This is a genomic window from Psychrobacter sp. NG27, assembly GCF_016106655.1.
GTDB lineage: Bacteria > Pseudomonadota > Gammaproteobacteria > Pseudomonadales > Moraxellaceae > Psychrobacter.
Window position 1 is genome coordinate 37,629 of sequence record NZ_JADGIN010000003.1, and the last position, 23,503, is coordinate 61,131.

Sequence of the window (23,503 nt, forward strand, 5' to 3'; positions counted from 1 at the left end):
TATTTTAAATGTACTAACAATACTTTTATTGAAAGAATTAAGATAAAGTTAGTGTCAAAAAATGATTCATCCATTCTCCACTAATCAACTTATCAGACTCCACACAAAATGGAATCACCCAAAGTCGTAAATCACTATCTAGCTTAAAGTAAGGCATGGGTAAGGTAAACTTCTCATGCTTAGGATAAATAAGCACCAAATCACCATTACCAGATAGATACTTATGGCCGTAGGCAAACATTTGATAAATATCACTTTGGCTCAGATCAAAGTTTTTTTGACTATTAGAGCTATTAATTGATTTCCATTTTGTGTCCATCACGTAGCGGTGCTCACCACGATGATCAATCAGTAAGTCTGGTTTTAAATAGAAGCGGTTTTTATCTGTATCAGACAGCTTGTCTCTTGCTTCAATCATGTGCTTACTAGAGGCTTGAGTTTTAAGCTGCCATGGAGACGTAACCATTTTTTTCAGACAAGCAGCAACGTGTTCTTCGAATAAACGTTCCATTGGAAACAGTAGAGAGATACCTCTATGTAAGCCTTTTTGGAAGTGAGGGTTCATTTTTTCCAGAATTATTTCACACCAGGGTTTTATATCCCTATAGTTATCCAATGTTTTGCTATTGGACCATCTAGGCATTAGATTCAAGGGATTGGTAAGGCTTTGAACAGGGTCTAATATATGTGATAGCTCATTCGCTAGACGCCAATTCTCGGGGCTATGACAACTATCTTGGATGTAATCTAATGCAGATTTTATAAGGCGATTTTCTAAGCGGTTAGGATGATATATATCATGTCTTATATGAAAAAGGTGGGCACGCTCAGCAGGTTGACGCTGCTGAGCAGTAACGTTTAACTGACCACGTATGAATCGACTTTCTTCTTCTACTCTTAGATAGTCAAACCGCAAGCCTGAAGCAACCAACTTGTTTAATTGAGTTAAGAATTGATGATAAATCCACTCATGTATAGGTATGTTCATGCGGGTGAGCTGAGCTGCATGAGCTTCCTTGTAGGGAAGGTGTAGCGCTGAGCACAGCATCTTACACAACACAGCTCTGCCGTTTTGTGGGTCATACTCTGAATTACTTATCTTAGGTAAGACTTCTACACCTTCACCAGCAGGACTTTGTAGATACCCTACGTAAGAGTGCAGCCTCAGGCAGTCAGGTTTTTCAAAACTAATAAATCTACCAGAATTTGGCTGTTCGCTTAAGCTCACCAGCCAGTTAAAAGTATCGGGTTTTATGACCGCTACATCTAGGGTAGAACTAACCGAGGTGTCAGTAGTGAGCCTAGCGTATTCCCTGACCTGAATATGTTTTAGCATTACTCAGCCTGTAGATTAGAAGGGACAATTCCTGCATATGCTTTGGCAAGATTGAAAGCCTCATTATTGATACGATAACGTCTATCCATAATTTGGTCGGTCACACTATCATGAAACAGCGATTTAACATCGGGTGTTAAGTTATCAACTTGAATGAATTTATCATTACTGTCTTTTGCAGGGTCGTTAAGCACCCAGCCAATACGCTCCCAATCTGAGAAGAAATACTCCTGTAGTAAAGGAATAATACGGTTCTCAAATATATTGGCAAGCTCTTCTTCTCTTTCTTCATCTGATTGTAGGTCCATCAGTGACCAGAAGTAAGCATGACCTATAGTGTGCTCTCGATCTAATAATACTTCGATACGTTGATTTATCACTTCAAGTAGTTCAGATACTGAAACGTTATAAACTCTTACTTTCTCCAAGCGCTTAGGTTCTGGTAGCAACTCAATGAATTCAAACCTACGACGCAGCGCGAAGTCAATTTGCGCCAACGACTTATCTGCAGTGTTCATCGTACCAAGTACGTATAGGTTTGGGGGTACTGAGAACTTCTCTTTGGAGTAGGGCAACGTAACTTCGCGGGCATCGCTTCCATCTTTGCGTTTATCAGCTTCTAGCAATGTAATCAGCTCACCAAATATACGCGAAACATTACCTCTATTTATCTCATCGATAATCAGTAAGTGGGGCTTATTTGAAGGACTAACGGTTTGCTCAGATGCAAGTAGCTCTTTAAGCTTATCTCGGTTAATCGTACTATCTTTAAGGTTGTACAAAGTCATTTGTGACAGGGATTTCTCGAATAGCTTTTCTTTAGGAAGGCTTGTTTCATACACTCGTAGCCATTTAACCTTTCTCGACTGCTGGAAACCAATACGATCAGCTACTTTTAAAAATTCATAGTTTCCTGTTACTTCTGCTATTGCACGAAATTTATGGTTGCCATCAGAGATAATTACTAGGTCGCCAGTTTTAATGACGTTCTTAAAGCTATTAACGGCAGTTGCTAGATAATTGTAAGGGTCATCCGAAAGAGAGATGTTACGGGTAGACTCAAACTTTGAAACGACCTGCTTTCTATTCTCGCAACCCGTAAAGTTAATGTCTTCGCCCCAGCCTAGAAGGATATAGTTATTCTCAATACACTCATTGAAAATATCTTCACCCTCATCTTCTAGTGTATTACCAAGGGACAACTTCCAAATTTTCTTACCATCAATATTAACTGACTGCGTTGATCCAGTTCTTTCTTTCGCGTTGGTATCGGCTAGATTACATATGCTTTTAAAAATACCTGGTATAACGTCATAGCTGATTATAGATTGGTTGTCAGGCCCTTTATTAATGGTAGGTCTAATGCCCTCAATAAAGTCTTCATAGGCAAAGCTTTGATGAAAGGTTGTAAATGCAATGCGCCCTTTGCTAGTTAGCTCATCATACTTCTGCTTCAGCAGGATACGCTTTTCATCATCTGGGAGGTCATAAGAATGCCATGACGCATACCAAGCAGGATCAACACACTCTACAGCAAGCTCTGTTGTCTTATAGGTTTTACCTGTACCAGGAGGGCCGTATAAAATACGGTTTAATGGCTGCGATACAGGCTCATCCTTTATTGTGTACTCGCTAGCTTTAGACGACACTATTTTAAGACTATCATTACCTTTTTGATTTGATAACCATGCTTCATATGAAATTTGATAGAAGGGCTTACTACTATTCTTAGCTACTCTTTCTAACGTTTTTATATAATCTTCCCAACTCTCTTTTGGAGTATCAATATTATTTTCTGCTAGCCAATCTCGAGTTTGTTTATCTATTGGGAGGTAGCGCGATGGATTAAAGTAAAATATATTTTGGGTGAGTTTAGTAAAACCTGTATATTTAATTTTTAGCGCAGAGTTAAATGTCTCGGATGTTATTTCAGATTTTAGAACCTGTTCGAAAAGCTCCCATAATAAAGGTATAGTATCTGGATCACGTTCAAATCCATATGGGAACAACCAGGCACCCTGCGCCTGTGCTGTAGGGACGCCATCAAGATCTTTAATCGCTTGTACATTTAGCTCTATTTTTGCAATCAACCTATTAAAAATATTAATTCTATTCTGCAGGTTTTGATACTTCATTAGTAAGGAGATAAAAGTAAAAGGATCCATTACTTTTACCTTTTCTGGCACACCCTTTTTAATTTGATCGTTAAGGCCATTCTCAACTCCAATATCATCTAATATATCAACCAGGTCTTCCTGCTGATCTTTATATTCTAGTAACCATTTTGCAAGAGTTGCAAAGGCGGGTATCCATGTAAACTGTTTCTGCTGGTTTTGATTTGACACTATTTCCATACTTTTATAATTGGCACTCACAAAGTCTAAGTCTTCTATTGCCTCTATCAGCTCATCTCGCATTGTCCACTCAAATAGCTTGTTAGAATCATATCGACCTGTCATAGCAATACGCCAATAAATTCGACTACCGTCATTACTGACAATTTGAAATCTATCCAGTTCTTTTTGAACCCGTCTGCCGAACTGAGTGATAGCACTATTAAAAGCATTGTGGTGGAGATCGTACTTATCGCCAAGAGCTTTGCAGGTAGACTTATGACCAGGTTCTAAATAAAAGGCTATTAAGGCATCTAGATAGCTACGCTTCATTATATTTTTATTAGAAAGTATTTGTTTCCATTCATCTTTGGTAACAAAGGCTGGAGATACATAGTCACCTTCTTTGACAGTTATTATTTCCATTGATAGTTCCGTTAGCATTTAATGATGTATGGTGAAAATTGATATTATTTATTAAAGATGTATCCTGTTGGATTAGGTTGTTTAACTATCGCAGCTATCTTCCTGATAGCTGCTATTTTTTCAAATAAAACTTAGCCATGCTATCAAGTTGAGTCTTAATTTTTTTCTAATGTGGCATGATCTGAGTGAGCAAGCGCCAGGATCATTCACTATAGTTGTATTCAGCAATATGACACGGCTCATGCCATATCACGTAGTCGATGCTTAAAGTAGATACAACTAATATATTTATTTAACCAATATTGGACGATGATTTAACTCTAGGTTGTTTAGGTGATCCATTAATTCAACCATTTTGGCTGACAGATTATCTAAATCAAAAGTTTTAAATGACCAAGATATACCCCAATAAGTATTGTTCACTTCATACCAGGTTTCATTAGGCAAGCTCAACCATGAATCACCAATGATAGTTTTGAACTCTTCTACCAGCTCATCAGACTGCTTGGCAATATGCAAATTAATCTTATGCGATATATCATTATCGCTAGCCTTCATCCATAGAACGATATCAGAGCCTGTTGTCCAATTAAGATTAGAGAATTTAATGACAGGCTCATAGTAATACCACTTAGCGTGTTTTACTTTACATTCAAAGTTTTGTAGGCCACTAGTATTGAAGTCTGATGAAATTCTTGCTCCAATCTTAGGCATTAGATTGTTGTAGATATAATCATTTAATTGAGCAAATTCATTTAAGTTTTCAGTTAAAAAAGAAATCTCATTTGTATTGATATCAGTCATTGTGTTTAAGCCTTTTAAATGTAATAGGAACTCTCTGGCAAACAAAGTCCATTTGTTATAAGGGTTGTCAAACATAGTTTTTGATAAACGTTTTTCAATATGTTCAACCAGTTCATTATATGAGATGCCATGCCAGCCATCTGCTGTCAGATCTACACTGATATTACCATTAAGGCAGAGCACCAGTTTAACGAGTGTCTTTGAAGTTGAGCCTTCAGCGCCATTATTGATACGTTTATTACCAAAGGCTGTGTATTCATCAAAAGGGTTATTTTGATGATGGTGAATTTTACATTCGATCACGATGACTACTGTGTCGGTCTCTATGAATAAGTCAATACGCTTGCCAGTTTGCGTAGATACTTCTGTTTCTACACTCTCAAGAGTACCTAAGTTGGATAGTACGTTCTTTGTAGCGATAGCAGATTCTAGACCTCTAAAGAAACTGTTACCCAAACCGTGGTGGTTGGCTGAATCTAAAAAGAAGCTAAGTAGCTCAGTTGTTGGGTTTTCAAAATGCCCTCGTGTGCCAACATCAAATATATTTAACTCCTCATCCGTGAAGTCTAGTGCTCTAAACTTATCTATAAGGGCCTTAAACCTATCAAGGTCACAGCGTGCTTGCACTGATGTCATTGTAATTCCTTTTATCGGCCGTTTTTATATTGTTGGCTTAGAGCTTCTTATAGATATCCTTAAATTGATGCACAGCGCACTGTACATCACTGCTAATGTTCACTACGACAATCCGAAACTACCATTGGCTACGTACTTTCGTTTCAAACTCATCAAGCAAACTTAGTTTTTCAATGAGAAACTCATGTGCAGTATCTTTGTCAAAAGACTCATAAGGTGATTTATAGCATTTAACTTTGCCTGAACCCTCACTCCAAGTCGAGCTACAGTTCTCCTGTTTTAAATAGGAGTCTGCTATTTCACGTTGCTCTGGTGTGTTGATATTAAATGCATAGTAATTTATACAAAATTTATTATTTTTACGCCCATCAAGGAATAGAACAGCATCTGTCTTGGTTTCCCAAGATTCGAATGAGAAACGAAGGGCAGGATAACCATGCCAATGATGAAGCTTGGTGCGCACCTTTTCATTTGGGAAAGCCCCTTGTAGTTTTTCTAATAGTTCTTTCTGATAAGCCTCAATGACCTTTTGTTTAATATCCTCTGCTTGTTTTATTTCAGCTAGATTTTCCAAGACGTATGATACAGTCTCATGAGGCATGGTTGAATCAGACATAATACCTTCCAAATGTAATATAAATTCACGAAGCAAGACCAACCATTTATTAAGTGGCTGAGTAATAAAGGCACGTGCTAACTTTTCTCTAATGCTATCAAGAAATATAGGGTAGCTTAAAGAAAGCCAATTATTAGGCGCTTTACCATTAGGCGATAGTACAACATAGATATGCTGTTTATATTTGAACTCATCATTGGACTCTATATGTTTTTGATAAGTTTTAAATGGATTTACTTGATGGTGATAGATTTTATTTTCAATCACCATCACCCAGTCATTACCCTCTAACAGTAAGTCAATCCTTTTATTACTTTTGGTGGTTACTTCACGCCCAGGCTCAGTGGTGACAAAGAAATCGCCAAAGTCAAAATTGGCTGACTTTGGATTGGCAACAGTTAGAGCATCAAATAGAGCCTCCATCATCAGGTTACCTAAGCCATGCGTACCTTCACTGTCACAGAAAAAGGCTAGCACATCAGAGGTTGGGTTTTCGTAGTAACCACGGCCACCAATGCTGAATATCGTCTGTTCAGGTATTTCTGGAGTGGGTAAGCTCTTGATATGTTCTATTAATTTTTTTAACTGAATAATATACATCAATTGACCTTAATTCGTTGCTTTTATATAAACATTTGCTGGGTAATAAACTGATAAATAAGCGTAGTCAGTAAAGTTGAGGTAGGTATTTCTGAGCTGAATTTTTCTTGAAAGTTGGGGCTTACATTAGAACTTGGATTACTCATATCTGCCTACTTTATACATAGCGTTTGTTTGGTTTTAGTAATTGTAACGCAGAGTGCTATAAAAAAGACAACAAAAAAACCGCCAAGGTTGCGCGTTACCCAAAGGGCGCTAAGCTTGGCGGTTATATTAGGTATGCTTTATGTGCGAGCTGATGAGCCTATCTTCAGAAGCACTTTTGCTATCTGTAAAAAATGCTTATCTAAAGAGATTTGCGATTATATTTAAGATTAATCCACCGATAGCAAATAGCACTACTATGCCCGATCCAGTGATAGCTAACATAATCAAGATACCCATAAAAAACCTTTTCTTTAGTCTGAACGTCAAATAAACGAGCTAATAGATAAAAAACATCCTATCAAGCACGATAATTTGGATTTGTCTGAGTCCAGCCTGTATCCCTGTTCACGCTAGTGTCACCATCGCCATCTACCCAAATAACATTCCCATTTGGCAAGACCCTTTCATGAGGTGAAACGTCGTGTACGTTATAGTTTTCAACTTGGGTACTGTCAGCAGTCATAGAGCTATCCGCTGCTACTAAGCTCTCTGTTCCAGAAGTGTCAATGCCATCTACCGCATCTACTATGCCAATGGCAATTGTTGACACAGCCACAACTTTTGCTAAGCTTCTGCCTGATGTTTTTACTTTGTCCCAGTCACGCTCAAGCAAACCATCTGCGGTATCAATGGTATCTCCTAAAATTTGGCCAGCCGCCATTAGTAGTTGATCACCCACGTTTTTCGTTGTTTTTCCTAATTCCGAAAAACCTTTATCACGTCGAGCACTATCGCTGTCGAAAGCGCCGATACCTACCTCAGCTATGCCATCAGCTACATTGCCAAGAATATTTCCTGTGTTTTTCATTGATCCATCAACGGCCTCTCCAATTTCTTGAATGAATTCATTTTTTACGAACTTTCCTGCGGCTTTGACACTACCGCCAAGCACAAAACCCGCGCCCTCTCCTAAACCCTTCCCTAGATTTTTTAAAAAAGACATGTCGTATTACTCAAATTATGTTTAAAAAAACATATTAACAATAACTAACATATTTTACTAGAGTATATTTTACATTAATAATTTAGCAACAAGATACCGAGTAGCTGGGCGACATTATTTGCAAAAGTTAACCCTCTCTATCAATCACCACCCGCTTCTTACCCGTCAACAATACCTGCATCAGCGCCTTTTTCTCTTGCTGAAAATCAGTCAATTGCTGCTCAAGCAAATCGATTTCTTTATCGACATTGGTTAATATGGTGCCGATTTTTTGTTGTTCTTCTAAAGTTGGTAACCCTACTGGAATACTTTCACATTTTTTCTTATTCATATACTGAATTGTCGTCTTTGAAGCCACATCCAATATAACCGTTAATTGTCTATAATTTACTCAATATCAGCTATCAACAACTTCCCAACCATTTGTTTGTCACCTTCAGTTTGATTAAATTTTATAAACAATAATTGATTTATGTTAATATTCTCTCTTTCAAGTTACAGCTTGTAATTAAGGGTATGTAATGCCGTCAGACATATTTATTGACGTACCTGTGCCTCATGAATTTAAGCTGACATTAATTTAGTAATATTTAGGATTGATAAGTTAAATAACAAAGCTTTCAATCTTTTATTTGATGGGATAGGTGGTATTGATGGATTGGTTCAAAACAGCTCAATTTGTGCAAGAGTTTTATATTTTTCCTATACTGGTTTCTATCTTTTTGATATTTATTGCGATTCGATTTATCTTAAATTATTGGGTGCCTGCTCATGTACTAAAGAATAAACTATCAAAATTAGCTAGCGATTTAGAAAAGCTGAACGAGCAACCTAATGTTGACAAAGACTCATTGGATGCAAGTTTTGAAGATACCCTATACTTAAAGCAGGCTTGGTTAAATTATAAAAAAACCTTTCATGATATTCATGGAGTAGTGGATGGAGAAGATATTGTCGTTCATTCGCGTGCAACCGTGCCAAGTGAAGTATTTTTTACTGAATCAATCATCATCGATACGCCCTTAAAAGTAGATTTTTATAAACATTTACCCGGTATGATTACCGGTGTCGGTATTATCGTGACATTTGCTGGTCTGTTGATTGGATTATTAGCGTTCGACCCTGCGGGTAATCCTGATAAGGTTCAAGACAGTTTAGCGTTATTGCTAACAGGTGTCGGCGAAGCCTTTATGGCTTCTGGCTTGGCTATTCTCGCAGCTATGATCATTACGTTTCTTGAAAAGTCTTGGTTAAGAAAATGTTATGAGCAATTACAACGCTTAAATACCGCTATTGATAATGCTTTTACTGCTGACGAAAGTGGTGAGGAGTATCTGGCTAAATTACTCAAATCATCGCAAGCCAATGAAGTCAATGCTAGGCAGCTCAAAGATAGTCTGGTTAATGACTTAAAAGCCATGATGACTAACCTAGTTGAAGAAAATAAAAGAAATCAGACGGCCTTCGCTGCTCAGTTAAGTGACTCTTATGCTCAAACAAGCCAGTCGATGGCAACACAGATTGGCGATTCGATTAAAGATAGCCTTCAAGATCCTTTAGAAAAAATTGCCTCGAGCGTGCAGCAAGTGAGCGGTGACCAAGGCTCAGCTGTACAAGACCTTATGACTGATGTGCTAGCCGCTTTCATGAGTAAGCTAGAAACGACGTTTGGTGGTCAAATGACAGGTATGAGCGAGATGATGGCTCAATCTGTCACGGCCATGCGTGAGATGCAGTCAGGGTTTTCTCAGTTAATTACAGATATGCAAACTAATAGTGAAGTGTCGACCAAAACGTTAGAGACCCAAATGGCAAAAATGATGGATGATATTCATCAAAAGCAAAATGAGATGTCTACCCAAATGACTGAAATGGTAGAAAATCTATCCGCAGGTTCGGCCAAGATTGGCGATCAAGGGCTGCATGCTGTTGAGCAGCTGAATAGTAAAGTGTCGGAAATGGTGTCGGGTTTAGGTACTTCAATGTCAGGCCTGCTATCAAATGTGGCAGAGCAACGTATCGATCAGGATCGCCAAATATTAGACAATCAACAAAAATTGCATGAGCAGTCATCTGTATTGATTGATAACTTAGGCAGTGAAATTAAAGAGTTGATCGTCCATAGTCAAAATGCCGTTCAGAGTCATAAAGAAAATATCCAAAAACTCTCTCAAGTGACTACCGACAGTATTGCGGGTATGAATACTGGCGCAGAAAAGATGCGCTTAGCCTCTGAGCAGTTTACGACGGCTGGTAGCTCACTAGTCACAGTGACTGGTAAAACCTCAGAGCTTATTGCAGAAGTGAATACCACTTCAACCAACATGACCAGTGCAAGTAGTAACCTCATTGAGTTGATAAGAGATTATAAGAACTCTCAAAACAGCGTTAATATTGCCATTGAAACACTAGAGAATCTTATTCAGCAGTCAAAATCTGAAGCTGGCATGAGTAGTAAAATGCTTAATGATATGCAGAATATGACCACAGCTTTAGACAAAGTGAAGATGGAAATGCAAGAGTATCTATCAGAAGTGAGTGATGTTCTGGTGAAGAGCTTTGATAGTTTTGGTACCTCCGTTGAAAGCAGTCTAAATCATTCATTAGTGTCTTTTGATAATACACTTGACCAAGCTGTCAAACGTCTGGCAACTGGTGTTGAAGGTCTAGGTGATGTAGTAGAAAACCTTGAAGATCTTACGCAAAAAACCAAACGCTAATTCGGGAGTGTATCGCTAATGATTGGTAATAGGTACGCGAAGAAGCATCGTTCAAAAGATGAGGGTGAAAAACCTTTTTGGATTTCATTTGCTGATTTGATGACAGCGCTAATGACGCTGTTTTTGGTAGTGATGGCAGTATCATTAATGGTCGTCACTAAAAAAATTAATGAAGCCACACAAGCAGAGAAAGAACGCAGTTCAGAGATTTTAGATATCTGTACTAATATTAAAGATGACCCTATTTTAAAAAATCAGTTGATCACCGTAGACTGTAAAGAGAACCGTATAAATTTTGGTGAAGCGGGTCGGTTTGGGTACAACGACTACCGATTGAATGCAGAGGGCATAAGAGTGCTAAGTGCTTTGGTGCCTGTTGTCTTAGAAGCTGCTAATAGTGAGAATGGTAAAAAATGGTTTAAGCAGATCGTGATTGAAGGTTTTACAGATACAGATGGATCGTATTTATATAACCTCAATTTAAGCTTGCGTCGTTCGGAGTGGGTGATGTGTAGCTTATTGGATCCCACATTTAATCAAGATTTAGATTTAACTGACACGCAAAAAAATCAAATCAAACAGCTGTTTCTAGCGGGCGGTGTGTCATTTAATGCTGCAAAAGACAGTAAAGAAGCCTCGCGCCGTGTAGAGCTGCGGATGCAGTTTTATGGTTTAAAAGAAAAAGACAGTGCTGAGGCGCAGCCGATTTTTGTTTCTGCTCCTATTGAAACCTGTCAGCTGGCAAGGTGAATGTGATGAGTATCGCTATATTAAAACAGAGGCTGAATCAGAGTGTCGATAATTTTTCTGAAGCCGACCAAGTACATAATAAATTTGCCAAACCGACCAAATTAATGAAGACATTAGCGCTCATTGAACGTAAATTTGATGATATGGAAAATGCGCAGCCTATCGAAGAAAAGATTGCCAACTCGATTTTAAAGTTAGAAGAGCATGGCAAAGACTATTTGACAAAACGTGACTGGAAGAACCTAGCTTGGTCACTCAGTAAAAAGCTTTTAAATTATGAGGATAAGATACTTTTCACCTTTATAGGTGGCCAGCTTATTGAGCAGTTTAGCAAAATGGATCCTGAGTCACTAAAGCCTGTCTATTTTCCGCTGCTGTATGGTTATTTTGCAGTAGAGCAAGATGAGATAAACAAACGGCCTAATAACTGGATCCAGCTTAGAAATATCTTAAATAGCAATCGCTCTACGTTGTTTCAGGCCACGCTTAAGCCTAAAAAATGGCTTACCACGTTAACGGATCATCCTGAAGTGCTCTCACTAGATCCTTCAAAACAGTTTATTCGTGATTTTTTACAGAATAGCGATGACAGCAGAGTTAATAATCAGTTAGAAAGCTTGAGCATTGCACCAAACAGCTGGTTTTGGGACAGTTTGGTCAACTCGTCTATCAAGTCTGTTAAGACCATGAAAGAAGAGGATTACTTTAAAGTGATTCCACGTTTTTTACTGCTATTGGAAAGAAATCCAATCTATACCACCGCTATTTTAACAGCTTTACTTGAGCGCTATGCTGCTACTTCAAAGCGCGCAGTCGTACACGAAGCTTTAAAGCACGTCTGTTTGACGCAATGGGATAATCCGCAATACGACTCATCAGCAGGCTGGCGGAATGTCAGTTCAGACACTAAAAAAATGGTGATTCAGTGGTTTGTCCGAGCTGACTTAGAAGCTTTCTTCAAATTATTCAGCCAAACAGCTGATGTCGACCGCTTTGATTATTGGATTAAATTTATTGATAAAATCTCGTTTTCTCAGATATTTTTAGGCCCAGCAGCCGTGCAATCTAGACATGCTGAGCATAGAAAGTTCAGAGAGCTTAATCATGGCAGATTAAAAAATATTACGGGTTCTACTGCTAGTAATAATGCTTTTCTATTAAAAATTGATAACGTCCATATTATTGATTTTTCAGATACTGGGAATGCTTGCTATGGGTATAGTGACTTACCTTTTAATCTTAGTAAGAAAAACATAACGGTTCATGAATTAAAGAGCAAACAACACTCAATATTTAAAAGTGATTCTGGTCGAGCAACGACTTTAAGTCATTCAGGAAACTGGGAAGCAAAATTTGATGAAAAACTCGCTGAGCTGGGCGTCTTTGCCAGCCAATCCAGTAGTCCAAAATACAAAAAACGTTATTAAAGAGCTGATATGAAACTAGCGTTCTGGAAAAGAAAAAAATCCGTTGAGCATGCTTCTGCAGAAGATGCAGTAGAAAGTATCGTGCCTTTACAGCTGCAATACGATGATATTGGCTTAAAGCACTGCTATACATCTGTGGCTGAAACGGATGCAGATTTCTACTGGGAGAGCTTGGCTGATGAGGAGGTTGCCTATCAGTCAGATGATAACTATATCTTACCATGGGAAGAGCTTTTTCAGATCCAACAAGACTCTGAGCATGATGGCGTTATTGATCTGCTCAACCTGCCGTTATCAAATGATTTATACCCGATCATTCGTAGTGAAAATGGTATCAGTGATTCAGATTTTCAAATTATTTTGGATGGCTGGTGTGATAATAACAAGGTTAAATTCAAAGGCTCAGTCAAGCGTATAGGGGCAATCATTAGTCTTGCCGGTAAAGAGCATCTGTTGAGTGAGGCGACTTGGAAGCTACTAGAGAAAATCAAAGAATTCTCTCGTGTCACGGATAAAAACAAATCATTAAACCAAAAGTATTGGGCGCAAATACGCAGTTTAGCGAATAAAAGTGAAGCGAACTTAGATGAGTTTCTGCGTAAAACCATCGTACTTGCCCCAGAGGAGCTGCAACTTAATCTCCGTAAAAACTTAGTGAGTACTGAGTCAGTGGTAGAGGTACAGCCTGACTTTAAAGACTCGCCATCAAATTGGCTACAAACTTTTGATAAATATAATGACGTTCAAAACGAATATACAATCAGCTTACCAGAAGGTGGCTTGGCACACGTTATCATCGATCCGCAAGTTAAAAATGTGCTTAATGAAATTAAGAAGATGCCAAATCGTCGGATAGCTGGTGAGCGTGCACAAACCTTTTTACATAATCCTTTTGCGCAGTTAGGTGAAGATGCCGTCGAGGTCATCTCCTCAGAGGGTTTTGAGAAGTCCAAAGAAGAGGCAGAAATCTATAGCTACCGTTTGCTAATAGATAAAACTTATGATGAATTATCACATTTTAGTTTGGCTCAATTAACATTGCATGAGAACTCGAGTCGAGAGCAAGATTCTATTCTGTTAGAGCTTTCAAATCTAGAGCAAGCTCAACATTTTATCGCAACTTATGAGCGATCATCACCTGTTTTCCTATGGGCAGGTTACAGCATAGATAGAACCAACTACTTAGATAACCAGATAGAAGCACTGAAAAGCGATCTAGAAAAAATTCAACAGTATGATGACGAATTACAAGCTAGGACTGTACTAGATTTAAGCAATTACAGCGATCGAGTGATTGGTATTGGTGAAGCTGAAAAACTGAGCTCTGAAGCCATTCAAAAAGATAGCGGCGAATCCGAGTGGTTACCACAGAACCTTATTGATGAATCAGCCAAATTATCCCAATTCACTTCCGAAAATACTGATGCCAGCACTGAACTGCTTGAGCAGCGTATCCAGCATGCAGAGGCAGAAGGGGAAAGTTTTGTTCTACACCCAGATAGTAATGTATCTATTGCATTAGAAGATGCAAAAAACTTACTTGATGAGCTTCGTGAGTTAAAAGATGAGAGTCCAGCTGAAAAAGATGTAGAGCAAGAACAGGCAGATATTGATGAAAAAAAGAAAAAATCCACCTTACTGATTGCCAATAATATCGATGAGGCTGACTTTACTAAGAAGCGAGCTGAAACGCTGACTTTTGATGATAGTAATCGACCTGCGGCCAGATTGCCATCAAGTTTTAGAAACCAAGAATTTAGTCTAAAAGAGCATCAAGAATACGGTATCGCCTGGCTACAAAATCTATATCAGTATGCACCAATCCAAGTCAGCGGTTGCTTGCTAGCAGATGATATGGGATTAGGGAAAACATTGCAGTTACTTTGTTTTATTGGTGAATATTTAGAAACTGCAGAATTTAAAAAACCTGCATTAGTCGTGGCGCCAGTTTCTTTACTCGAAAACTGGGAATCTGAGATAAATAGGTTTTTTAGCGCAAAATTTGGCAAAGTCTTAAGTTTATATGGCGATGACTTAAAGCAGCGAAAAATACCGAAGCACTTAATATCCTCTCAATTAAGAAATGATTACGGAATAACGAATTTGCTTGAAGAGGATTGGTTAGGTGATGCAGATATTGTACTGACGACTTATGAGACCATGCGAGACCTTGAGTTCTCTTTAGGAAGGGTAGATTGGAGTGTCATGATATGTGATGAAGCACAAAAAATAAAAGTGCCCACTGCAATGGTGACTAAAGCCGCTAAAGCCCAAAAAGCAGATTTTAAGATTGCTTGTACAGGTACGCCTGTAGAAAACTCACTGGTTGACCTATGGTGTTTATTTGATTTTATACAAGAAAATCTACTGGGTTCGCTTAGTGAGTTTAACAAAGAGTATCGTCGTCCTATTGAAAAGAAAGACGATGAAGATAGCGCGATAATAGATGAGCTTCGTCAATTGATTGAGCCACAAGTATTAAGACGTATGAAGCATGATGTCGCTGAGCTACCAGTAAAACACGAAGTTAATGATTGTAAAAATATTGAAATGTCAACGCTGCAACGCACACTCTATAAACAAGTATCAAATAATTGTAGAAGTTTGTCTGAACAAGGACATAAGGGTGTTATGTTAACCGCATTACATAGTATGCGAATGATTTGCGCTCACCCTCTAAAGTTGCAAGAGCAAGCAACTATCAAAGATTCACCTAAAGCTGAGTGGTTAATAGACACTTTAGAGACCATAAAGCAAAAAGATGAAAAGGTTATCATCTTTACTGAGTTCAGACCTATTCAAGTATTTTTAAAACGCCTTCTCCTTGAGCGATTTGGATTAAACGTTACTACAGTGAATGGAGATTCAAATACCAACAGTAGAGTAGGATTAACGCGGCAGGGTATTATTGACAAGTTCCAAGAAGTGAATGGCTTCAATGTGATTATCTTATCTACGGTGGCAGTTGGCTTTGGTGTGAATATCCAAAAAGCGAATCATGTGATCCACTACACACGTAGTTGGAACCCAGCTAAGGAAGATCAAGCAACTGATAGAGCCTACCGAATTGGGCAAGATAAAGAGGTTTACGTGTACTATCCATCTATTGCAGCAACTGATTTTGAGACGTTTGAGATTAAACTGGATAAGCTACTATCAAGTAAGCGTAGTCTTGCTGATGATATGTTGAAACCAAACGTAGAGCTCACTCAAGAACTGATTCAATCGATTTATTGAGTAGGGTTTTTGACGCAAAGCGCATAAACACTGTACTTCAGTAAGTATATTTACAATTAGGACAGACTGTGACTAGTAAATAGAAAAAAGACCATAATGATTTAAAGATTTATATCTAGGCTACAGATCAGTTTAGAACAAGAGATGCTAAATATGTTGGATGAAAATATTAACCTCTTTAGTAACGAAGCTGAGAAGCAGCGCTATGAATATAGTATGCTACCAACGCAGCTACTGATAAAAGGAATCCCTGAATGTAAGAGCTTAGTAAAGCAGCTGACAAAAGGGCTATCTAAGATACCTAAAAAACGGCAAGTTCAAGTTGCGGGCATTTTTGATAACTTAGCCACTACTCAGAAAAAAGGCAGTATTAACAAGGAAGATATAAACCTTGAAAAAGGTAAGCTAATCGATAATCCTTATGAGACTATATTGCGGATGTTTGGTGCTGAGACCGCTAAAGAATTATTAAAGCATACTAAAATCATGGATACATGTTTAAGCGAAAAGCTCAATACTCAGCTTATTATTGACTTCAAGGACTATTTGTCTGATACATTCAATTATAAGGATGACGCTCTTCATGCTGACATGCCAGCAGACGAGTTCTATCTATATTTAGTGTTGAGTTTTATCGCCCATCTTGATGCCTGTATCCACCATGCGGCTTATTCAAAGGCTATTGCACCTATCAGCTTAGGCTGGCTGTTCATGCACAAGTTAAATCCAGATAAGTGGTACTATGACTCAACCAATAAAAAGTATAATTTAATCAAGAAAAACGGTAGTCCGTTTACTTGTACCTCGCGCTCTTTTATTCATTTATTACTAACAGTATTTTATTTTCAGAAGCACAAGAAAATGCCTACAAGTTTGTATGGTATTCGAAAAGAAATTGACTGGCAAGTAGAAGATAAAGAAGGGATATTAGATGAGTTTATTTATAAGAAAAGCGAACGAGATAGCAAGAGAAACTGGATCAGTCTTGAAGAAGTGTATTGGTTAGTTGGTATGGAGAACTCTGTGAAAGACGACTCTAATAAAATATTGGTTAATTCTCAAAAGTCATTCATTAATTATATTAAAACAGATAACGTTAATGAGCTTGCAGGCTCACCTCCCAGTGTTGAAGGAATTATATGGTTTATCTATGCTTTTTTTCAGAACATCTACGAGCGAACGGACAAATTGAACAGAGCTACTAAAGAGCAAAATTTTTTTATCTACGACGAATATTATGATTTATGGAGGTCATTCACTAGTTTTTATGAACAACACATCGATGAGCTAGATAAAAATGAACGTACTGAGTGGCCTGATTATTTAAAAAAGCAAGCCACACCGATAGCTACCAGTTAGCAGAAAACTCTCAATATATAGTCATTTAACCTAACTCAAGCACATCAATATGATTGTTTTTATAGCGTCCATGAAATTTTTCAGGATCAAACTCTATTTCACTAAATGCCTGATGAATACCGATTTCTATAATTGGACGACTATAAACATACCCCTTCGTAGTATTTGAGTTTTGGAAAAATTTTCCTACAGGGTCAATCATGAGGTAGGAGTCAGTCATCTCGTCATTATCTTCAGAAGAGATAATACTGTCAAACTCACTGTGACGATCTAAAAACTGAGAAAAATCGCTTTGGGATATATTATTTTCTTTAGTGATTATTGGCAGAACTTTAAATATCTTCCATTTAACAGGTTCTATCTTATTAATGAAAGAAGATAAATCTTCATTTTTATTTAAATTACTCACAACAGTATTGATCTTGATGTCGATATTGGGATTTAGTTTTTTTATAGTTTTGATGTCTTCTGACAGTTTCCTGACATCCATAGGATTGTTTTTTTCCGATCTTCCAATTGTTAAGTTTGTTTGGTTGTCCAAGGAGTCAAGACTGAATCCAATACTGCAGAAGTTCATTGCAATCAAATCTATCAACTCATCGTTTAGTCGGCTGCCGTTTGTGATTGCAGATAGGTTAAGGTTTCTTTGCTTAGCATGATGAATAATCCTAGAAACCTTCCTAAAGCTTAGAAAGGTTTCACCGCCTACTAAATTTAAACGTATACTATTGAAGTTTGTTGGATAGCTATTGTTTAATATTGTTGGTAGTTTACTAATTTCATCTAATAAACGAATAGTAGCTGCTTCGTCATTCATAACTTCGTTCTTTTGCCTATTCCATTTGGCAAAGCAGTAACTACATTTATAATTGCAAGCCTCGGTAATGTGCCAGTTTACGACCAGCTCTCTTTTAGGTTGGTTTTTATTATTCATGGATATTCCCACTTGAAGTGATTAGAATTAAGATAATGACAGTACTTACTCTAAATTTTTATAGAAGCCGAATCTCCCCCGAAAAGACGAATTTTGATAATTATTTATATTGATATATGTTTAACCATCAAAAAAGCCAGACAGCTTAAATTGTCTGGCTTTTTTGATGGTTAACATTTATTTATTTTCTTTATCTGTCCGCCATAAAGCATGTTCACATATTGCGCATAACCAACTATCTTTTGCGCGCATATAACGAATATCAGCAGGTACTTCAATTGGACAAGCATAACCGCAGTACTCACACACAACATCGTCCAAGTAGGCAGAACATTGAGCAACTGTCTCAAAGAGTACTTGAGGATTTACCTCATATTTCTCACAAAGCGTCTTCACATGTTTAATAAAGCTGCTCTGATTATCATATGCCCAGTAACCCTCACATATTTTGATATCGTATGGACTCTGCGTCATATTGGGTTGAAGTTTGACACTCATAATACTCTCCTCAGTAGCTGCCATAGTCAGAGTGCGGTAGTAGCTCATGAAGCTCGCTTTGAAGCTGACTGGTCATATCTTCTACAAAGTACCCATCTTGAGCATCCAAGCGTTTCTGCACCCACACACGCATCGCCATATCGTTATTAAAGCAGTGCTTCACTCCCAAGAAGCGAGCGAGGTTATGACCCGATGAAACATACAACTCACGCATCAATGCATTAGCAATCTCATTCGCATTTTCACTGATTGCACCATCCCGTTTAAACTCACCAAACAGCTGCTCATAATTGATAATTTTCATTGTGACGTCTCCTTGTCAGTTTTTGCATTCGTGATTAGTGCTTCAGTGTCAGAGCTATTCGATGCGCTGGTTAATTTCTCCTTGCTCGCCAGTAGCAAGTTATCCATTGCTGAGCCATCTTGACGGGTGATATCAGGCACATAACGGCTATACACACGAAACAGCATCTCCGTACTACTGTGACCCATCTGCCGAGCAATCCACTCAGGGTTCTCACCAGCAGCGAGCCAAAGCGTTGCTGCGGTATGCCGAGTTTGATAAGCACGCCGGTGTTTAAGACCGAGTAGGGCAAGCGTGGGTTTCCATACCCGTCTATTCACATTACGATATTCCATCGGGTTGCCCTGTGAATTGCAAAATACAAACTCTGACTTACCAAAGGTACGTGCTTTCTGCTCCAATAAGCCGTCATAGACTAACTGTGACATCGCAATATCACGTTGTGAGCCTAATGTCTTCGTTGGACCCATCTCACCGTTTACTAATGCACCTCTGATACTGATTTCCCAGCGATCAAAGTTAATGCAGTCCCATTTCAGCCCATCTATTTCACTGGTACGCATCCCGGTAAAAAAGCGGATAGTATAGTAGGGTCTATAATCAGCACGGACATGCTTTAAAATCAGCCATACCTCAGAAAGTGTAAAAGGATTCACATCCGGACGAGCTTGTTTAAGATTCTTAATATTTTTATAAGGCATCTCAAACTCATGGCGATCTGATGCTTCTTCTAGTATCATACGAAGTAGTATCATAATCTGATTGATTCGTGCTACTGACAGACTTGACTGACCATCTTTACCGTAACGAACTTTGGCGAGGGAGCTACGGAAGGTCAGCAAGTCTGATTTTTTTATGGCATGTACCGCTTTACCACCAAATTCAGGTAACAAATACTTGTCCAAAATAATCTGTATCTTTTGCCGATAGCTCGGCCGCCATTCAATCTTTTTCTCCTCAAAAAACGTTTCCGAAAACTCCTTAAAGGTCGGATTGCGACTGATACAAGCTTCGGCTCTATCAGCCAGTGCCGTCATCTCCTGCGCTCGTTCACTCTTTGGGAAGTAAGCAGCATAGTCGAAGATGCCTAGGGTAATTTCTGCTTCCATTTTTTCGATAATTTTAGCCAGCTTCTTTCGATTAGCTGGAGTGTCTGTGAGATTAGTCGTCTCACGGCAACGCATATTCATATATCGAAAATCTACGAATAGCTTGCCACGTCTCGATCTTATTGACGCCATTATTTGACTCCTTGTTTAAATAAAACTTACTGTAAAGCCATACCGTTGATGGCACTCATAACCGGCTTGCACATATCCTCTTCGATACGCTCCCAAACGTACAAAATCTTGCGACCGCCAAAAGGACGAATGTAATGGATATTTTCAATCAAAACAGTGTCCTTAAGTTGGTTACGGATAGTACGTGCATCGTATTTGATACGATCGGCTAATTCTTGAGTAGTGAGATAAGTCTGTGACATAATAGTTCTCCATGTGAAATAAATTTACTATTAGTGAATGATTAGTTATCACTAATGAGTACATATTATCTATAAATATTATCACTTGCAAGCACTTTTTTATCACTTTAGGGATTTTATAAATGATTAAGCTCAATTTACCTGTTTTATTTGCACAAAGAGGCATCCGTGTAGCTGATGCTGACAGGATGTCTAAACTAGGAAGATCTACTTTGTATCGAATGTACAATAATGAAGTCACTAGAATAGACTTTGATTCATTAAATGAGCTTTGTAAGCTTTTAGATTGCACACCCGGCGATATTATCCTCTATGAAGAAGATGAAGTTTGTGAGGAAGGGGGTTCAGAAGAAAGTTAGAATGCTTAATAGAATGGTTCTTTGGAGTGTCTTGAAAATCATCAAGCTTAGCGCCGATAAATATTCTACTCGCCCTAATTGTTTTCAAATAGTAGGTTGTGGTCATTACTGTTTAAACGACAATTAATTTTGGATGTTATAGAACTAAAATGCATTTTAGAAACATTAGACCTCTGAGAAACACATTTTTTGCTGAATTGAGGTTGGGTTCAAAAATTAGCATAGTGACAAATTCACTAGGTTAGGTGTCATGATGATTTTTGAACCAAAAATAGCTAGGTTGTGGTCAGATACGTATACGCAGTTTTAGGGCAGGGCACAGTTTGGGCACCAAATGGGCACCGCACCGAAAATGGACTTTTTGACTGAGTAGTTAGACTTAACTATATTCAAAAGATATTTCGAGAATTTCCTTACAAGCTCATGAAAATTAGACAAAAAAAAGCCTCACTGTTAAGTGAGGCTTTTTAAGTATTTGGAGCGGGAAAAGAGATTCGAACTCTCGACCCCAACCTTGGCAAGGTTATGCTCTACCACTGAGCTATTCCCGCTAATTATCAATTAACTATCGTCAGTTGATGATGGCGTATTATACGCAGTTTTTTTGGTGTGTCAACACCCAAAACGAAAAAAACCAAAGTTAATAAAATAGGCGTTTTCTAAGGCCGTGTATGTATGTTATAACGGTTTATTATGATATGTATTCCAAAAGCTTTGTATTGCATAAATAAGCTGGGATACATTTCATAATTTAATCTTAAATCACATTCACAATTATTAATGCTTATAAAGATAAGTCATAGGGATATACAATGAGTCAACACTATACCATCGCCGATTATTTGTTTGATCGTGTCGCAGAAGCAGGTGCTTCTGAGATATTTGGCGTACCTGGTGATTTCAACTTAACTTTTCTAGATAATGTGCTAGCCTCTGATAAGCTACGCTGGGTGGGTAATACCAATGAGCTAAATGCAGGTTATGCAGCTGATGGCTATGCTCGTGAGCGTGGGTTTGCTGCGATGGTGACGACCTTCGGTGTTGGGGAGTTGTCTGCGATTAATGCGACGGCAGGCTCTTTTGCAGAGTACGCACCAGTACTTCATATCGTGGGCGCGCCAAGTACGGCAGTGCAAGACTCAAAACGCCGTATTCATCATTCGCTTGGTGATGGGGTGTTCAATCATTTTATTAAGATGGTTGAGCCAGTAACTGTGGCACGGGCACAGCTTACACCAGAAAACGCTGCCTCAGAGATTGACCGTGTCATTCGTCTGATTCTTAAAAAACACCGCCCTGGTTACTTATTGCTATCGCCTGATGTGGCAAAAATGCCAATTTATCCACCAACGACTAAACTGATTGATAGCCAAGAAGATATTACCAGTCAAGCAGCACTGGCGGATTTTAAAAAAGCGTTAATAGAGTTTTTGCCAAACAAGACCACGACGCTGATGGCAGATTTGATGGTGCATCGTTTAGGGCTACAAAATCAGCTCAAAGCACTCATTGCTGATACCGATATTCCTTATACCACGCTGTCTTGGGGTAAGACATTACTCGATGAAAACAGCGAGCGCTGGGCAGGGACTTATGCAGGGGTTGCTTCACGTCCTGTCGTCAAAGATGCGGTAGAGAACTGCGAATGTCTGATCAAAATAGGGGTGCAGTATACCGACACCACCACCGCAGGTTTTAGCCAAGATATCAACGAAGATGCCGTAGTAGACTTGCATTATGAACGGGCTTCTATCAGCGGTCAAAACTTTGCACCGATTGCCTTGAAGGACGCGCTGCAAGCGTTGCATGAAGTCATGACCTCTGGTATCAATATCGTGCCAAAGGTCTTTTGTGAGCCGGTCAACCCACATGAGCAAAATGGCAAAGATGATGAAGCCATTCGCCAAGATGATCTTTGGCACATCATCGCTGATCGCTTAGACCATAATAATTTGGTGTTTTCTGAACAAGGAACGGCCTATTTTGGTATCAGTGATGTGCGTCTACCAGAAGGGGTGACGTCATATGGGCAGCCGATGTGGGGATCAATTGGCTATACCTTGCCAGCCAGCCTAGGTGCTGCTATTGCCTCGCCAAACAAGCGCAGTGTTTTATTGATTGGTGATGGCTCAGCCTTATTGACCATTCAAGAGATAGCGGTCATGATTCAAGAGCGTATCAATCCAGTCATTGTCCTAATCAATAACGACGGCTATACGGTAGAGCGTGCGATTCATGGTGAAAACCAATACTACAACGATATTCCTAAATGTGACTGGCAGATTATGCCGCAAGCATTTGGTGCCACTAAAGAAAACAGTCTCATGCTGAAAGTCGAAACCGCAGGAGAACTCAAAGCGGCGTTTGATACGGCCGCCGCCACCACCGATAAGCTTATTATGATAGAGGTCATTGCCGATAAGCATGATATTCCGCCATTGCTTGCCGACATCAGCGCGGCACTAAAGCCAAAAGCCGATTAAATAACGCGCAGATAAAACAATGCGCAAATAACACAGACAACAGAATCA

The 23,503-nt window shown here is 38.8% G+C and carries 18 protein-coding genes and 1 tRNA gene; 7 read left to right on the forward strand and 12 right to left on the reverse strand.

The features are described from left to right. Positions 1–37: 37 nt before the first annotated feature. The 6 genes from IP485_RS06285 to IP485_RS06310 form a co-directional block, all read right to left on the reverse strand. A complete protein-coding gene (locus IP485_RS06285; protein ID WP_198326516.1) occupies positions 38–1,336 on the reverse strand; it encodes an McrC family protein in 1,299 nt (432 codons plus the stop codon). Next, entirely contained in the window at positions 1,336–4,095 is a 2,760-nt protein-coding gene (locus tag IP485_RS06290) for an AAA family ATPase (protein ID WP_227686452.1), read from the reverse strand. Before IP485_RS06290 ends, IP485_RS06285 begins: the two co-directional genes overlap by 1 nt. A gap of 288 nt (positions 4,096–4,383) precedes the next feature. After that, a complete protein-coding gene (locus IP485_RS06295; RefSeq protein ID WP_198326517.1) occupies positions 4,384–5,526 on the reverse strand; it encodes a PD-(D/E)XK nuclease family protein in 1,143 nt (380 codons plus the stop codon). A gap of 127 nt (positions 5,527–5,653) precedes the next feature. Beyond that, positions 5,654–6,751 carry a PD-(D/E)XK nuclease family protein gene (locus tag IP485_RS06300; protein WP_198326518.1) on the reverse strand — a complete coding sequence of 366 codons (1,098 nt, stop codon included), beginning with the start codon at positions 6,749–6,751 and terminating at the stop codon, positions 5,654–5,656. A gap of 505 nt (positions 6,752–7,256) precedes the next feature. Next, positions 7,257–7,901 carry a hypothetical protein gene (locus IP485_RS06305; RefSeq protein ID WP_198326519.1) on the reverse strand — a complete coding sequence of 215 codons (645 nt, stop codon included), beginning with the start codon at positions 7,899–7,901 and terminating at the stop codon, positions 7,257–7,259. A gap of 127 nt (positions 7,902–8,028) precedes the next feature. After that, entirely contained in the window at positions 8,029–8,259 is a 231-nt protein-coding gene (locus IP485_RS06310) for a restriction endonuclease subunit S (protein ID WP_320159121.1), read from the reverse strand. Between the two features lie 295 nt (positions 8,260–8,554). On the opposite strand from IP485_RS06310, the gene zorA reads away from it, so the two are divergent. From zorA to IP485_RS06335, 5 genes are all read left to right on the forward strand, one after another. After that, positions 8,555–10,621: an anti-phage ZorAB system protein ZorA gene (zorA, locus tag IP485_RS06315; RefSeq protein ID WP_198326521.1), complete on the forward strand. Its 2,067-nt coding sequence runs from the start codon at positions 8,555–8,557 to the stop codon at positions 10,619–10,621. 18 nt (positions 10,622–10,639) lie between these two features. Further along, positions 10,640–11,371 carry a type I Zorya anti-phage system protein ZorB1 gene (gene zorB1, locus IP485_RS06320; RefSeq protein WP_198326522.1) on the forward strand — a complete coding sequence of 244 codons (732 nt, stop codon included), beginning with the start codon at positions 10,640–10,642 and terminating at the stop codon, positions 11,369–11,371. 5 nt (positions 11,372–11,376) lie between these two features. After that, on the forward strand, positions 11,377–12,798 hold the full coding sequence (locus tag IP485_RS06325; RefSeq protein WP_198326523.1) for an EH signature domain-containing protein: 1,422 nt from the start codon (positions 11,377–11,379) through the stop codon (positions 12,796–12,798). A 9-nt stretch (positions 12,799–12,807) separates the two neighbouring features. After that, positions 12,808–16,035, forward strand: coding sequence for a DEAD/DEAH box helicase (locus IP485_RS06330; protein ID WP_198326524.1), 3,228 nt, complete (start codon positions 12,808–12,810; stop codon positions 16,033–16,035). 153 nt (positions 16,036–16,188) lie between these two features. Continuing rightward, a complete protein-coding gene (locus IP485_RS06335) occupies positions 16,189–17,394 on the forward strand; it encodes a hypothetical protein (protein ID WP_198326525.1) in 1,206 nt (401 codons plus the stop codon). A gap of 25 nt (positions 17,395–17,419) precedes the next feature. On the opposite strand, the gene IP485_RS06340 is transcribed toward IP485_RS06335, so the two are convergent. From IP485_RS06340 to IP485_RS06360, 5 genes are all read right to left on the reverse strand, one after another. Continuing rightward, entirely contained in the window at positions 17,420–18,328 is a 909-nt protein-coding gene (locus IP485_RS06340) for a viperin family antiviral radical SAM protein (RefSeq protein ID WP_198326526.1), read from the reverse strand. A gap of 177 nt (positions 18,329–18,505) precedes the next feature. Beyond that, positions 18,506–18,826, reverse strand: coding sequence for a hypothetical protein (locus IP485_RS06345; RefSeq protein WP_227686455.1), 321 nt, complete (start codon positions 18,824–18,826; stop codon positions 18,506–18,508). A gap of 10 nt (positions 18,827–18,836) precedes the next feature. Continuing rightward, positions 18,837–19,130 carry a hypothetical protein gene (locus IP485_RS06350; RefSeq protein WP_198326527.1) on the reverse strand — a complete coding sequence of 98 codons (294 nt, stop codon included), beginning with the start codon at positions 19,128–19,130 and terminating at the stop codon, positions 18,837–18,839. Continuing rightward, positions 19,127–20,371 carry an Arm DNA-binding domain-containing protein gene (locus tag IP485_RS06355; protein WP_198326528.1) on the reverse strand — a complete coding sequence of 415 codons (1,245 nt, stop codon included), beginning with the start codon at positions 20,369–20,371 and terminating at the stop codon, positions 19,127–19,129. The genes IP485_RS06350 and IP485_RS06355 overlap by 4 nt, the downstream gene beginning before the upstream one ends. Before the next feature lie 26 nt (positions 20,372–20,397). Next, positions 20,398–20,613: a hypothetical protein gene (locus IP485_RS06360; protein WP_021815097.1), complete on the reverse strand. Its 216-nt coding sequence runs from the start codon at positions 20,611–20,613 to the stop codon at positions 20,398–20,400. Between the two features lie 122 nt (positions 20,614–20,735). Between IP485_RS06360 and IP485_RS06365 the strand changes: the two genes are divergently transcribed. Then, positions 20,736–20,972: a helix-turn-helix domain-containing protein gene (locus tag IP485_RS06365; RefSeq protein WP_192519426.1), complete on the forward strand. Its 237-nt coding sequence runs from the start codon at positions 20,736–20,738 to the stop codon at positions 20,970–20,972. A gap of 476 nt (positions 20,973–21,448) precedes the next feature. On the opposite strand, the gene IP485_RS06370 is transcribed toward IP485_RS06365, so the two are convergent. Beyond that, a tRNA-Gly gene (locus IP485_RS06370) sits at positions 21,449–21,523 on the reverse strand. A gap of 261 nt (positions 21,524–21,784) precedes the next feature. On the opposite strand from IP485_RS06370, the gene IP485_RS06375 reads away from it, so the two are divergent. Continuing rightward, positions 21,785–23,455: an alpha-keto acid decarboxylase family protein gene (locus IP485_RS06375; protein ID WP_198326529.1), complete on the forward strand. Its 1,671-nt coding sequence runs from the start codon at positions 21,785–21,787 to the stop codon at positions 23,453–23,455. The last annotated feature ends 48 nt before the right edge of the window (positions 23,456–23,503 follow it).